General features: G+C 67.5%; 11 protein-coding genes and 1 tRNA gene. 7 read left to right on the top strand and 5 right to left on the bottom strand.

What is annotated here, in order from left to right:
* Positions 1 to 69 precede the first annotated feature (69 nt).
* Positions 70 to 4,584 carry a pectinesterase family protein gene (locus tag DB354_RS12670; protein WP_158277509.1) on the top strand — a complete coding sequence of 1,505 codons (4,515 nt, stop codon included), beginning with the start codon at positions 70 to 72 and terminating at the stop codon, positions 4,582 to 4,584.
* 94 nt (positions 4,585 to 4,678) lie between these two features.
* Here DB354_RS12670 and DB354_RS12665 read toward each other — a convergent pair whose 3' ends face one another.
* Complete coding sequence (locus DB354_RS12665) at positions 4,679 to 5,086, bottom strand: thioesterase family protein (protein ID WP_107835976.1); 408 nt, start codon at positions 5,084 to 5,086, stop codon at positions 4,679 to 4,681.
* 256 nt (positions 5,087 to 5,342) lie between these two features.
* Here DB354_RS12665 and DB354_RS12660 point away from each other — a divergent pair, with 256 nt between their 5' ends.
* Genes DB354_RS12660 through DB354_RS12650 form a run of 3 tightly spaced genes read left to right on the top strand, consistent with a single transcriptional unit; the run spans position 5,343 to position 8,298 of the window.
* A complete protein-coding gene (locus DB354_RS12660) occupies positions 5,343 to 7,157 on the top strand; it encodes a helix-hairpin-helix domain-containing protein (protein ID WP_107836072.1) in 1,815 nt (604 codons plus the stop codon).
* A 58-nt stretch (positions 7,158 to 7,215) separates the two neighbouring features.
* Positions 7,216 to 7,767, top strand: coding sequence for a GNAT family N-acetyltransferase (locus DB354_RS12655; RefSeq protein WP_343205578.1), 552 nt, complete (start codon positions 7,216 to 7,218; stop codon positions 7,765 to 7,767).
* A 57-nt stretch (positions 7,768 to 7,824) separates the two neighbouring features.
* Positions 7,825 to 8,298: a cupin domain-containing protein gene (locus tag DB354_RS12650; protein ID WP_107835974.1), complete on the top strand. Its 474-nt coding sequence runs from the start codon at positions 7,825 to 7,827 to the stop codon at positions 8,296 to 8,298.
* Between the two features lie 27 nt (positions 8,299 to 8,325).
* On the opposite strand, the gene DB354_RS12645 is transcribed toward DB354_RS12650, so the two are convergent.
* The 3 genes from DB354_RS12645 to DB354_RS12635 form a co-directional block, all read right to left on the bottom strand.
* Positions 8,326 to 10,407, bottom strand: a complete 2,082-nt coding sequence (locus DB354_RS12645) for a response regulator (RefSeq protein WP_107835973.1) — start codon at positions 10,405 to 10,407, stop codon at positions 8,326 to 8,328.
* Positions 10,408 to 10,610: 203 nt separating this feature from the next.
* Positions 10,611 to 10,704 (bottom strand) — tRNA-Ser (locus DB354_RS12640).
* Between the two features lie 104 nt (positions 10,705 to 10,808).
* Positions 10,809 to 11,489, bottom strand: a complete 681-nt coding sequence (locus tag DB354_RS12635; protein WP_107835972.1) for a hypothetical protein — start codon at positions 11,487 to 11,489, stop codon at positions 10,809 to 10,811.
* Between the two features lie 238 nt (positions 11,490 to 11,727).
* On the opposite strand from DB354_RS12635, the gene DB354_RS12630 reads away from it, so the two are divergent.
* Genes DB354_RS12630 through DB354_RS12620 form a run of 3 tightly spaced genes read left to right on the top strand, consistent with a single transcriptional unit; the run spans position 11,728 to position 13,652 of the window.
* Positions 11,728 to 12,003, top strand: a complete 276-nt coding sequence (locus tag DB354_RS12630) for an acylphosphatase (protein WP_107835971.1) — start codon at positions 11,728 to 11,730, stop codon at positions 12,001 to 12,003.
* Between the two features lie 51 nt (positions 12,004 to 12,054).
* On the top strand, positions 12,055 to 12,741 hold the full coding sequence (locus DB354_RS12625; protein ID WP_146180219.1) for a hypothetical protein: 687 nt from the start codon (positions 12,055 to 12,057) through the stop codon (positions 12,739 to 12,741).
* An 8-nt stretch (positions 12,742 to 12,749) separates the two neighbouring features.
* Positions 12,750 to 13,652 (top strand): 1,4-dihydroxy-2-naphthoate polyprenyltransferase, encoded by a 903-nt coding sequence (locus DB354_RS12620; RefSeq protein ID WP_107836071.1) that lies wholly within the window; start codon positions 12,750 to 12,752, stop codon positions 13,650 to 13,652.
* Here DB354_RS12620 and trxA read toward each other — a convergent pair.
* Positions 13,620 to 13,949 carry a thioredoxin gene (gene trxA, locus DB354_RS12615; protein ID WP_107835969.1) on the bottom strand — a complete coding sequence of 110 codons (330 nt, stop codon included), beginning with the start codon at positions 13,947 to 13,949 and terminating at the stop codon, positions 13,620 to 13,622. The two genes, DB354_RS12620 and trxA, sit on opposite strands and share 33 nt — an antisense overlap.
* Between the last annotated feature and the right edge of the window lie 22 nt (positions 13,950 to 13,971).

Genomic DNA, 13,971 nt, shown 5'->3' with positions numbered 1-13,971 from the left:
GCGGCGCCGCCGTCGATGCCGGCGCTCTTACCCCTGCGGCCACCCCGGGCCGCGCTGCGCTTTTTACCCATGACTCCAATCCCCCCTGGCTCCGGCCAGTTCCGCCGCGTGGCGGGCTGGGCCGCCCTGATGCTTGCCTCGATGCTTTCCGCATCCGCCCAGCTCAGCTGGAGCGCGTTTGACGAAACGACGACCACGACGCTCAGCAGCCAGCCCGATGGCACGACCACCGTGACTGTTCCCGCCGGCAAGCGCGTGACCCTGTTCGCGACCAACTTCGTGCCGGTGGACTTCACGGCGCGACCGACGGGCGAAGTGTACGCCACGATCACCTTCAAGGCGTCGGGCGGGCTGTCGACGATCGGCAGCGGCACGCGAGCGATCGGTTTCGGCCTCTACAACACCAATGGCACGGCGACCTTCGCGGACGACAACGGGTACTTCACCTGGCTGAACGGCCGGGCCACCGGGAGCCTCATCGAGCTCCGGCGCCGGAATGGCGATGGGACGTCAACCAGCCTGCTCAACCCGAGTGGCACCGCCTTCAACAGCCTGGGGACCGGCACGAAGACCTTCACCTCGGGCACGCTCAGCGACGGGAACAGCTATTCCATCCAGTTGCACCTGATGGGGCGCAATCCCGGCGTCTCCTTGGGCAACACGAGCTCCTCGACCACCGGCGCCGGTGTCTGGGTGAGCGGCGACGGCCTCAGTCAGACAGCCTACACCAACCCTGACAACCCGCCGGCCACGCAGGTGTTCAACCAGGTCGGCTTCATGTTCTACAACTCGACCGCGGCCGACGTGACCTTGACGGTTGAGTCCCTGACCGGCCTGACGGCGGTCAATCCGCCGGCGGTCGCGGTGCAACCCGTGGCCATCAGCGTCAACCCCGGCCAGACGGGCACGTTGTCCGTCACGGCGACGGGCACCGCGCCGTTGGCGTACCAGTGGAAGAAGGACGGGACCGCGATCAGCGGCGCCACGGCGGCCAGCTACACCTTTGACAATGCGACGGCGGCGCACGCCGGCAGCTATGCGGTCACCATCACGAACAGCTACGGCAGCGTGGCCTCGAACGCGGCGACCGTGACCGTGACCACCACGCCAATTCCGGCGACGATCATCCGGGATCCGGCGGCGGTGACCGTCACGGCTGGCGCGCCGGCGACGTTCACGGTGGCGGCCTACGGCAGCTCACCCGTGGCGTACCAATGGAAGAAGGATGGGGTGGCGATCGCGGGCGCGACGAACCCCACGTACGCGATCGAGGTCACCACGGGGACCGATGCCGGCGCCTACACCGTGACCGTGAGCAACACCGCGGGCTCGGCGACGAGCCGCGCCGCGACTTTGACGGTGAATACCAAGCCGGTGATCACGACCGATCCCGCCAGCGTGACGACCACGCTCGGCCAGAGCGTCACCTTCACGGTGGCGGCAAGCGGCAGCCCGGCGCCGACGATCCAGTGGCAGAAGAACGGCGTGAACCTGCCGGGAGCGACGGCGGCGACGCTGACGATCGACAACGTCTCGCTGGCGAACACCGGCGTGTACACCGCGCGGGTGGCCAACTCCGTCGGTGCCGTCACGAGCGCGGGGGCGCTGCTCGCGATTCCGTCGCCGCTGCAGGCGACCGGCGTCTGGCCGGCCAAGGGCGCGAGTGGCATCAATCCCGATACGCCGCTGCGCATCACCTTCGACGCGGAACCCAAGGTCGGAAACTTCGGCAAGATCCAGATCCACCGCGCCACGGATGGGGCGGTCGTTGATACCCTCGACCTGGGCGTCACCCCGTACACGCGGCTGATCGGCACCCAGAGTGTCCCGTACATCTTCTATCCCATCATCGTGACCGGAAACACGGCGGCGATCTATCCGCATGCCGGCGTCCTGGAGTATGGACAGTCCTACTACGTGACGATCGACCGCGGCGCGCTGCTCGATGCGACCGGCGCGACGTTCAACGGGATCAGCGACTCGGCGACGTGGAGCTTCACCACGAAGATCTCCGGGCCGGTGGCGGGTGCCACCGAGTTGACGGTGGCCGCGGACGGCAGCGCTGACTTCACGACGGTGCAGGGCGCGATTGATTTCGTGCCGCGCACCAATAACCAGCGCGTCGTCATCACGGTGAAGACCGGCACGTACACGGAGATGAACCACGTGGGCAAACCATTCATCACGGTGCGCGGCGAGGATCGCGACGGCACGGTCATCCAGTACGCGGACAACAACAACTTCAACACCCTCACCGGCAACAACCGGTGCATGTTCAGCGTCGACGCCTCCGACTTCACGCTCGAGACGATCACGCTGCACAACACCACGCCGAAAGGTGGGTCGCAGGCCGAGGCCTTCCGGGGCAACGGGCGGCGCATCGTGCTGAATCGGGTGAACCTCTTGAGCTTCCAGGACACGCTCCTGATCAACGGGACGAACTGCTCGGCCTTCATCACCGACAGCTACATCGAAGGTGACGTGGATTATATGTGGGGCAGTGGCGCGGTGTACTTCCAGCGCTGCGAAATCAAGTCGCTGAGTCCCGGATACCTTGCCCAGGTGCGCAACGGACTGGGGCAGTTCGGTCACATCTACGTCGATTGCCGCCTGACCGGCACCGCCGCCGCGGCGGGGAGCTACCTGGCTCGCATCGATCCGACGCCCGGCAACTTCCCCTACAGCCAGGTCGTCTTCCTCAATTGCGCGATGGGATCGCAGATCCTGCCGGTGGGCTGGAAGCTCGATAACGCGAGCAACTCGGCCACGGTGCAATTCGGCGAGTACCAGTCGACCGACCTGAACGGCGCGACGCTCGACGTCACCAAGCGCCTCGCCGCTTCGCGGCAGTTGACGGAAAGCGAGGCGACACTCCTGCGGAATCCCGCCTACGTGCTCGGCTGGGAGCCCGCGATCGCGGCCACGATCGAGCACGGTCCCGTTGCCCAGAGCGTGCATGCGGGCGACAACGCGCGTTTCACCGTGGTGGCCAACGGCGCCCCGCAACCCGTGCTGCAATGGTACAAGGACGGCGTCGCGCTTGCGGGCGCGACCGCCGCGACCTTGGTGGTGCCAAATGCGCAGCCGACCGACGCCGGCCTTTACACCGTGAAAGCGAGCAACGCCGGTGGAACCGTAACGAGCGCGGCGGCGGCGCTGACGTTCACGGCGGGCAAGTACGCCGGCATTTATCAGGGCAAGGTTGGGACCAAGGGCACGCTCGCGTTGTGCGTGCGGGATGATGGCTCGGCGGTGATGCTGGCGAGCGATGCCGACAGCTTCGGCACGGTCGTTGCGCGCGAAGGCAGCGTCGACGCCGCGGGCAAGATCCAGATCACCGGCCACAACGGAAACTATGTGGCCCTGACGGCCACGATCGACGAGGCCGGCAAGGTGAGCGGCACAATTGGTTATGCGCCGGAAAGCGGCGGGGTCGCCCCGGCCGTGCTGCTGAGCACGACCATGTCGGCCACGCGCGCAGCCGGCACCGGTGCGGCGGCGGCGCTGGCCGGGCATTATCAACTCGGCGCGGTCGGCTCGGCGAACAGCGCCAACGTCATCGTGGCCGCGGACGGCACGGCGATGGTGGTGGCCCAGGTTGGCAACACCGCTTCGGCCGGCAGCGGCACGGTGACCAGCTCCGGACAACTCAGCGTGACGATCACGGGCGGGCCGACGGTGACCGCGACCCTGGTGGCGGGGAGCGCCTCCGGCACGATCACGCCGGCGGCGGGCTCCGCGATCACCGTGGCCGGCGCGATTGACGCGAAGGCCGAGGTGAACCGGTTCCGCGAGGTCTCCGTCCGGTGCAAGGTCGATGCCGGGCAGATTGGCATCGTCGGGTTTGCCATCGCCGGCGACACGCCGGAGGACGTCCTGATTCGCGCGGTTGGCCCCTCGCTCAGCTACTTTGGGCTGAAGTCGGTGCTGCCGAACCCGCGCATCGATGTCTACAGCGGCAGCACGCTGATCGCGTCGAACGTCGGCTGGACGACAACCAGCCCGGTCGACATCGCGCTGGCGACGGCGCAGGCGGGCGCGTTCCCGCTCCGCGCCACGTCCGCCGACTCGGCGTTGCGGCTGACGCTGGCACCCGGGCCGTACACCGCGATCATGACGAGCGCCTCCGGTACCGGCTCGGGTATCGGGCTGATGGAGGTCTATGAAGTGACGGGCGGGGCGGCCGGGCAGCGGCTGACGAATCTCTCCGCCCGGGCGAACATCGGTGTGGGCGAGGATACGTTCACGACCGGCTTCGTCGTCTCGGGTTCGCAACCGAAACGGATGCTGATCCGGGCGGTGGGGCCGGCGCTGGCGGTGTTCGGGGTGCAGAACCCCGCCGCCAAGCCGGTGATCACGCTCTTCCAGGGCTCCACCGTGGTGGCGCAGAACGCGGGCTGGACGAAGGGCGACGTGGTCGGCGTGCGCGCCGCCACGCGCGAAGTCGGCACCTTCCCGTTTGCCGAAGACTCGAGCGATTCCGCGATGGTGATCCACCTCGCCCCGGGGCTGTACACCATCCAGGTGACCAGCGCCGACGGCGGCTCCGGCACCGCGCTCATGGAGATCTACGAATTGCCGTAAGTTTGGGATTACCCCCCTGACTACAGGTGTGCTGCACACCGCCGGCCGCCCCTCCACCGGGCGGCCGGTTTCATTTTGCGCGAGGGATGCAGGCTCAGCGGGCGGCCACCCACGCGGCGAGATCGCCGGGCAAGACGGCCCGCGCGCGCTTCGCGGGGGAAGTGCAGACGTGTTCGGTACGGACCCGCGCCATGAGCTTCTCCGGCGAGCCAAGGCGGTGCACCTCGTAGTCCACGGCAAAGGAGTCCTCGGTCAGCGCGACCGGCGTGACGACCACACGAACCTTGTCGCCGGCATGCAGGGGGCGGAGGTATTGCGCCTCGCACTTGGCGATCGGCACGACGATGCCGTTGGCGCCGAGCAGGTCGGCGAGCCGGACGCCCGCGGCGGCGAGCGCCTCCTCGTAGGCCTCATGGCAAAGGGAGATGGTGCGGACGAAGTAGACGACACCGGCGGCGTCGGTGTCGGCCAGGTGGAGCGTGCGCTGGTAGGCGAAGGGCATGCGGGGATCGTGAGCAGGCTGTACTCCGGGAAGCGCGGGCGAAAGCGCAATTTGTCGGCTCGCCCGCGGCGCGGCGCCGAGTTCTGCCGCGGCGCACGGCTCGGGCGGTGGGGTCATGGCGGCCGACCGCGCGCGCGGGTGTCTGTTCTGGAGTCGACCGACGGTCGTGCGGGGGTTTGGGCCAATCGCGGATACTTGTGTGAGCGGCAGGTTGCGCCGCGGACGGAACCCGCCTACCGCTACGGCCAACGCCGCCATGACCAAGAACGAGATCGCCGACGTCCTGAGTGAGATTGCGCTGCTGCTGGAATTGCAGGGAGAGAATCCCTTCAAAGTCCGCGCCTACTCGACGGGCGCGCGAGCGCTCGAGGCCATCGAGGAATCGGAGCTGGCGCGGCTCATCGCGGAGGATCGTTTGCAGGACGTGAAAGGCATCGGCGAGGCGTTGAGCAAGAAGATCGTTGAGCTGCATGCGACGGGGAAGCTGGCGTTCTACGAGAAGCAGAAGGCGGCGGTGGAACCGGGGTTGGTGGAGATGCTGCAGATCCCCGGGCTCGGGCCGAAGAAGATCCGCGCGCTCAAGGATCGGCTCGGGATCACGACGATCGCCGCGTTGACGGAGGCCTGCACCGACGGGCGCGTGGCGGAGCTCGACGGCTTCGGGGCGAAGACGCAGGAGAAAATCATCGCCGGCATCCGCAACCGGGAGGCTTACGGGCGGCGGCACCTGTGGTGGGACGCGTGGACGATCGCGGAACCGATCGTCCAAGGCTTGCGGCAACTGCCGCAGGTGAAGCGGGCGGAAGCCGCCGGGAGCCTGCGCCGTGGCATGGAGACGGTGGGCGATCTCGATTTCATCGTGGCCGCGACCGAGGTGGGGCCGGTCGTCGAGTGGTTTGTCGCGCTGCCGGGCGTGAAGGAAGTGACGGCGAAGGGCGACACCAAGGCCAGCGTGCGCTTCGAGAGTGGGCTGCAGGCGGACCTGCGGATCGTGCCGGACGAGCAGTTCGTCTTTGCGCTGCACCATTTCACCGGCTCGAAGGACCACAACGTGCAGATGCGGCAGCGCGCGCTCGCGCGGGGGCTGAGCCTGAGCGAGTGGGGGCTGACGCGGGTCGAATCGGAGCCGGCCGTGGCCGGCGCGGCGGCCGAGAGCAAGCCCCCGCGCAAGGTCACGGGGCCGTCGACGCCCTCGGTGGTGAGCCCGAAGGATGAGGGCGAGCTCTTTGCGGCGCTGGGGCTCAGCTACGTGCCGCCCGAGTTGCGCGAAGGCCTGGGCGAGATCGAGCTGGCGGAGCGCGGCGCGCTGCCGCGGCTGGTGGAGGCCGCCGAGATCCGCGGCTGTTTCCACAATCACACCACGGCTTCGGACGGGCGGAACACGCTCGCGGAGATGACGGCGGCCGCGGAGGCGCTGGGCTGGGAGTATCTCGGAATCGCCGATCACTCGAAATCCAGCTTCGTGGCGAACGGGCTGAATGAGGAGCGGTTGCTCTATCAGGTGAAAGAGATTCGCGCGCTGAACGCCTCGAAGCGTTTCACGACGCGCGTATTTGCGGGCGTCGAATGCGACATCCTGCCCGACGGGCAGCTCGACTATGACGACGTCACGCTCGCGCAGCTCGATTACGTGGTGGCCTCGGTGCACAACGTGTTTTCGCAGGATGAAGCGACGATGACGCGGCGGATCATCCGGGCGATCGAACATCCGGCGACGATGATGCTCGGGCACCTCACGGGCCGGCTGCTGCTGCGGCGCGAGGCCTATCGCGTGGAGGTCGAGAAGGTGATCGATGCGGCGGTGGCGAAGGGCGTGATCATCGAACTGAACGCCAACCCCTCGCGGCTCGACCTGGACTGGCGGCACTGGCGAAAGGCGGCGGCGCGTGGACTTCTGTGCAGCATCAATCCCGACGCGCACGACACGGGGAGCCTGCGGTTTGTCCGCGCGGGCCTGAACGCGGCGCGGAAGGCCGGCCTCACGCGGGAGCAACTGCTCAACACGCGGCCGCTCGCCGACGTGCAGGCGTACTTTGAGAAGCGGACCGCGCCGCTGCGGGCGCGAGGCTGAACCCGGCAACGCGGGGGCGCGCCGGTTGCAGAATGGCGGCGGGCGCGCACGGTGACGCGTGGACGTGAAGCTCATAACGGCAACAGATCACGACGCGGCGGCGGTCGCCGCGGTGAGAATCGCGTCGGCGCGTGACTTGACGGCACGGCACGGGCGGGGGACGTGGTCGTTCGCCGCGGATTCCGAGTGGAGCGTGCGGGCGGACATCATGACCTCGACCGTGCTCGCGGCCCGGCAGGGCGGCTCGATCGTGGCGACGCTGCGGCTCTCGACCCGTTCACCGTGGCTCGGCGACATCAGCTTTTTCACCCCCTGTCGCACGCCGCTGTACCTCACCTCGATGGCGGTGGCGCCGCGGTTTCAGCGCCAGGGCATTGGGCGGGCCTGCCTGGCCGACGTGGCGCGCATCGCGCGCGAATGGCCGGCCGACGCGATCCGGCTCGATGCGTACGATGCGCCGGCGGGGGCGGGGGACTTCTATCGCAAGGCGGGCTACCGGGAGGTGCGACGCGCGCCGTATAACGGCACGCCGCTGATCTATTTTGAGCTGATGCTGAAGCCGGCGGCGCAGGAGAAGTCCGGCGCGGCGCAACTCGGCGCCGCGACCTGACGGGCTGCGGGCGCCGCGAACGTTGCCTCCCCGCGGGGAGTTCATTTCCCTGGGGTGATGCAACCCCACCTTTCTACCTCCCGCCTGCGTTGCTCACTTGCGCTCGTCGTGCTCACGGCCTGCTGGACCGCGACGACGCGCCTCGCCGCGGGCGAGGAGGCGTATCCCGCGGTCGTCAAGGTGACGCCGCTGCTGCGGACGACCACCGACAACGCCGGGCAGCCGCTCGTGTACCCGCGCGACGGATCCGCGGAAGTCACAGCGTTGCTCGTCGAGATCCCGGCGGGTGCGCAGACCGCGTGGCACCACCACACCGTGCCCTGCTTTGCCTACATGCTCGAAGGAGAACTGCAGGTGGAGACGCGCGGCCGGGGCGTGCGCACGCTGAAGGCGGGCGAGGCCTTCGCCGAAGTCGTCGACCTCCTGCACAACGGCAGGAACAAGACGGAGCGGCCGGCGCGGCTGGTAATGTTCGTCGTCGGGACGGAAGGGAAGCGGTTCACGGTCCCGGCGTCCGGGGTGGAAAAATGAGAACCGGCCGGCGGCGGGGCCGCGGACTCAGCGCGGGGCCGCGAGGATCTCGCGCAACGTGTCGAGCAGCGCGGCGGTGGTGAAAGGCTTGAGGAGCAGGCGGGCGCCGGCGACGGGCGTCCCGTTCTGGCGCAGGAGTTCCTGGCTGTAGCCGGTGCTGATGACGACGGGGAGATCCGGCGCTTCCTCGCGGAGTTTGGCGGCGAGTTCGACGCCGTTCATTCCGTTCGGCATCACCATGTCGGTGAACAGCAGGTCGAAGGGGGCGCTGCGTTCCTGCCAGCGCCTCAGCGCATCGGGACCGTCGACCGCCTCGGTGACATCGTAACCCGCGCGCTGCGCGATGATGCGCACGGTGAGGCGGACGCTCGGCTCGTCCTCGACGAGGAGAATGCGTTCGCCCTTGCCGCGGACGAGGGACTCGCCCGTGGGCTTGGCCGGTTCCTCGCTGGGGGGGGCGGATGGGGCGGCCGGGAGGGCGGGCAGGTAGACGTCGAAGCGCGTGCCCCGCGCCGGCATGCTCGTGACCTCGGTCCAGCCGGAGTGCTGGCGCACGATGGCGTACACGGTCGGGAGTCCGAGGCCGGTGCCCTTGCCCGCCTCCTTGGTGGTGAAGAAGGGCTCGAACAAATGCGACATCACGTCCGCCGACATGCCCAGGCCGGTGTCACTGACGGTGAGCTGGACAAAGCGGCCGGGGCGCGCGTCGGGGTGCCGGCGTGAGGCGTCGGCACCGAGGTCGGCGGCGGCGAGGCGGATGGTGAGCTTGCCGCCGCGTGGCATGGCGTCGCGTGCGTTGACGGCGAGGTTCATGACCACCTGCTCGAGATTGGCGATGTCGGCCATGACGCGGGGCAGGCCGGGCCGGGAGTCCCAGACGAGCTCGGTGTGCTCGGGCAGGAGCCGGCGGAGCATTTCGCGCGTGGACGCGAGGGCGTGCGCGAGATCGACGGCTTCGAGATTGGTGATCTGACGGCGGCTAAAGATGAGGAGCTGGCGGGTGAGGGCGGCGGCGCGCGAGGCGGCGGCGTTGACCTGGGCGAGCCCGTCGCGGTTGGTGGAGCTCAGGTGCGCGTCGTCGAGCACAAGCGCGGTGTAGCTCTGGATGACGGTGAGGAGATTGTTGAAGTCGTGCGCCACGCCAGCGGCGAGCTGGCCCACGGCCTCCATCTTTTGGGCCTGCTGGAATTTCTTCTCGAGCAACAGGCGGTCGGTGTCGTCCTCGATGCTCGTGAGGACGCACGGTTGCGGGCCGAGCTGGACCTTTTCGACCGAGACGAGGACGTCGCGCATCCCGCGGCCGGAACGGAGACGCGCGCTTTGCGAGCGCCAGGGGGCGCGGCGGTGGATGGAGTCGACGGCCAGCCGCCACACGTCCTGTTCGGGCCAGAGACCGAGTTCGGTGCTGGTGTGCCGCACGACCCGGTCGCGAGGGAGGCCGACGAGATCGAGGAACGCGGGATTGACGTCGACGAAGCGGCCGTCCGCCGCGGATTGCAGCGCGGTGGGGACGGGATTCGCGTGGAAGACGTTGGCGAAGCGGCCTTCGGCCTCGTTGAGCTCGCTGGTCTGCTGGCGCACGCGAGCGTCGAGATCGGCCAGCAAGGCGCGGTCGCGGCGGGCGGTCAGCCACTTGGTGGCGAGCGCGTGCGCCATCTGCAGGACCTCGATCTTGTCGAAAGGCTTCTTGAGGATGAGCAGGTTGTCGGTGGCTCCGAGCTGCAGGACGGTCGACTCCCAGGAGTGATCGGAGACGCCGGTGCAGATGATGACCTGCAACTGCGGGTCGATTTCCCACAGGCGGCGTGTGGTCTCGATGCCGTCGACGCCGGGCGGCATGCGCATGTCGACAAAGGCGATCGCGTACGGTTGACCGGAGTCGAGAGCCCGGCGGACGGCGGCGATGCCCTCTTCACCCTGCGCAACGCAATCGACTGCGAATCCGGAGGCCCGAAGTGGTCCGGGGTTCACTCCCGGCGTGCTGGGGCGAACCGCAAAAGGAGAGCGGGATTGGCTGCCGAGGAGGATCTGGCGGAACGCATCGTGCAGGGCGATGCAGTCGTCGATCACAAGGACGCGGGACTCGGCGGTAGGGGCGGGCGAATTCATTCAGGACAGGCGGGCTGTCAGGCTGGGGGCCGGCATGATGGGGGAGGCGGCTCCGCGAGGGCGAGATTCTGATTCGCGCTGCCAAACGATGCACAACCTACGTAGATACAGGTTCTTGAAGCTTCGCTGGGACCGAGTGCGGCATGTGCGGCACGCCAGGGTGAACGCACAAAAAAACCCGCCTCGCGGCGGGCTTAAGAAACTGGCGGAGAGAGAGGGATTCGAACCCTCGGTAGGGATTTAAACCCCTACAACGGTTTAGCAAACCGCCCCTTTCGGCCACTCAGGCATCTCTCCGAATCAGATTTTGCAGAGGCAAACGCTCGTCGGGGAAAGTGCAAGGCCGATTTCTTCGTGAACGCTGTGGGCGACGAACTTCCGTTGCGGAGCAGGCTGGCGGCTCAACTCTCGTCGTCCATCGGACGCTCGAGTTCGCCCCGGCACTCCGCCATGACGCGCAGCCAGATCTCGCGCAGGTCGAAAAGGCGGGACATGGCGTCGTCGCGCCATTCGACGACGGCGGGCATGGTGGCAAGTTCGTCGGCGCCGAGCAGGGCGAAGGAGTTGTTGAGCGCGCTGAGGGCTCGCTTGAAAAGGCTCACGGCCATCGCGTAGTCGCCGAAGTCGAGCGCGTGAATGGCCTGGACGGCGTGGTCCTCGCCGGCGTGCAGCGCGGATTGGATGGCGATGACGTGAGCCGCGGGCACGCGACCGGGCTCGGATGCGAGCGACTGCCAGGAGCGGTTTAGCCCAAGGTAGATCGCCTTGGTGGCGATGAAAATCGGGTTCTTATGGAGGGTGTAGACGTCCTGGGGCCGCTCGAACTCATCGTCGTCCTCATCGTCATCGTCCTCGTCGTCGTCGCCATCCTCCGTCCAGGACTCCTGGTTCCAGCTCATCTTCTCGGCGACCTGATCCAGACGCTCGGCGCTGCGTTTGCAGGCCTCGTAGAATCCCAAATACCGCTCGATCGCGTCGTCCTGCTCCCGCAGGTAGCGCTCCCAGTCAAATTCGTTCCAGGCCAGATCGCCTCGATCCTCCCATTCAAACTCCGGCCCGCCGTCAGAATCGAAATTGCTCATTCGGTGGCCGAAACTGAGCGAGGGCGTTTCCGGAAAGCAAATCAAAAGCCGGTCAATGCACCTGCCGGTATGGCGCAAGTAATTGGAATGAAATAGACTGCGGAATATTCGTGGGCGAGGAACGGGGATGAACAGCAACGAGTGGAAGGGGGGGCCAGTCGGGGGCTGCTGCGGCTGGGACCGGTGTTTTGCAGGTTGAAGGCGGCCGAAAGTTTAGCGTACTTAGCCGGCATCCCCGATGACCGAGGTTACCCACGAATCCATCTTCTTCACCGGCCATGTGCAGGGTGTCGGCTTTCGCTACAGCACGCTGCAGGTGGCAAAGGAGTTCGAGGTGGCGGGATTCGTGAAGAACCTGGACGACGGGAGAGTCCAGGTGGAAGTCGAAGGCACGGCGGGCGAGATCGATGCCTTTGTGGAAGCACTGCAGGACCGGATGCATGGCTACGTGCGGAAGACGGAGCGATCGCGGCAGAAGCGTCAGCCGGCCTTCGCGGGATTCGCGATTCGCTGAGTACCCGCACCTGCCGCGGAGGTTTTGACACGGGAAAGGCGACGCGGCTTGATGCGGCTCTACCCCCACATGACCGTCGATGTGCCCTTCCTGGCAGGTGGCGTCGCTCTCCTCTGGTTACCCCGTTCCTGGATGCGCCTGGGCGTATCCTTCGGACCATGGCGTCACCGACGCCACCATCACGGGCAACGGGGCCCGGTGAATGAGTCGGGCCTGGACGCGCGCCGTGAGTTTGCCCGGGCGCACAACTACTACGACTTCGCGCGCGCGGCGTTGGGCACGCTTGCGCTGCTGGTGGCGTTCGGCGGGGGCGGCGAGGGCCCGCTGGGGCATCTGGCGGGAACGCAGGCGCGGGATCCGCTGCTGGTACAAGCGGCGATCCTTGGCGTGGCCGTGCTGGTGCAGACCATTTCCTGGCCGAGGGGAAGGATGACGCTGGCGGCGCCGGTGTTCTTCCTCGCGGGCGCGACCATCGCCTTTCATTTGCCGGTCGCCGGGGTGTGCGCCTTTGCGATGGCGTGGATCATGAGTCCGGTGGTGCCGAATGCGCAGGGGTTCCTGGTGGTGCAGACGGTGGTGCTTTGCGTGCTTGGCGCCGTGCTCCATGGCCTCAATCTGGCGACGATGATTTCGGTCGGTCTCTGTTTTCTCCCGGTATTCCTGAGTCTCCTGGCGCGGCGTCCGTTGCTGGTGCTGTCCCGCCATGCCCTGAACGGCAGGTCCGGCGTCCAAGCGTGAACTCGTCGATGTGGGGAGTGTGGATTGCCGCGGCGCGGCCGCGGACGTTGCCGGCGGCGGTGGCGCCGGTGGTCGTGGGTTCGGCGCTGGCGTGGCGCGACAACGCCTTCGACGGCGCGGCGGCGTTGATCTGTCTGGGCTTTGCGCTGCTCGTGCAGATCGGCACGAACTTCGCCAACGACTACTTCGATTTCGTCCACGGCGCCGACACGGCGGCCCGCCAGGGGCCGAGGCGGGCGGTGGCGGCGGGCCTGGTCTCGCCGGCCACGATGCGCAATGCGACGGTGGTCGTGTTCGCGGTGGCGTTCCTGCTGGGGCTCTCGCTGATCGCGTGGGGTGGGCCCTGGCTGCTCGTGGTCGGCGTAACCTCGATCATCTCCGGCGTGGCGTACACCGGCGGACCCTGGCCGCTGGCGTATCACGGCTGGGGCGATGTGTTCGTGTTCATCTTCTTCGGCCTGGTGGCGGTGGCGGCGACGTACTTCGTGCAGGCGGGCCGGGTGAGCACCGATGCGCTGCTGGCGGCGGTGCCGGTGGGGTTGCTGGCGGCGAATATTCTCGTGGTGAACAACTATCGGGACGCCGACACCGATGCCGTTGCGGGCAAACGCACCTTGGTGGTGATCTTGGGCCGGCGGGCGGCGCGAGCCCAGTTTGGGCTCTCCCTGGTCGGTGCATTCGCCGTGCCGGTGCTGCTCGCGTGGCGGCATCACCATTGGGCTTACCTCGTGCCGCTGTTGCTGGTGCCCGTCGCCTGGCGGCACGCGCGGCGGTTGCGGGACAGCAAAACGCCCAGCGAGCTGATTGCTCTGCTGGGCGCGACGGGAAGACTGCTGGCGCTGTATGCGCTGGGGTTCGCTCTCGGGCTGCTGCTCAGCTCAGTTCAGGTGAGCCTTCAGCTTGGCCTTTAGCGTCTCCTTGGGCATGAGGCCCACGAGGGTTTCGGCGACCTTGCCACCCTTGAACAGGATCATCGTCGGGATGGCGCGCACGCCGTACTCGGCCGGAATCGAGTCGTGCTCGTCGATGTTGAGCTTCGCGATGGCCAGCTTGCCGTTCAGCTCCACCGCGAGTTCCTCGAGAATCGGAGCGATCGCCTTGCACGGCCCGCACCAGGGGGCCCAGAAGTCGACCAGCACGGGAGTCTGGGACGAGTTGACGGTGAGCTTGAACGTCTCGGCAGTGAGATTGGCGATTTTTTCGGACATGAGTTGGTCAGTTCACGGACAA

Origin of the sequence: Opitutus sp. ER46 (assembly GCF_003054705.1) — a bacterium.
Taxonomy (GTDB): Bacteria; Verrucomicrobiota; Verrucomicrobiia; order Opitutales; family Opitutaceae; genus ER46.
This window is presented reverse-complemented; position numbering and strand designations above follow the sequence as displayed.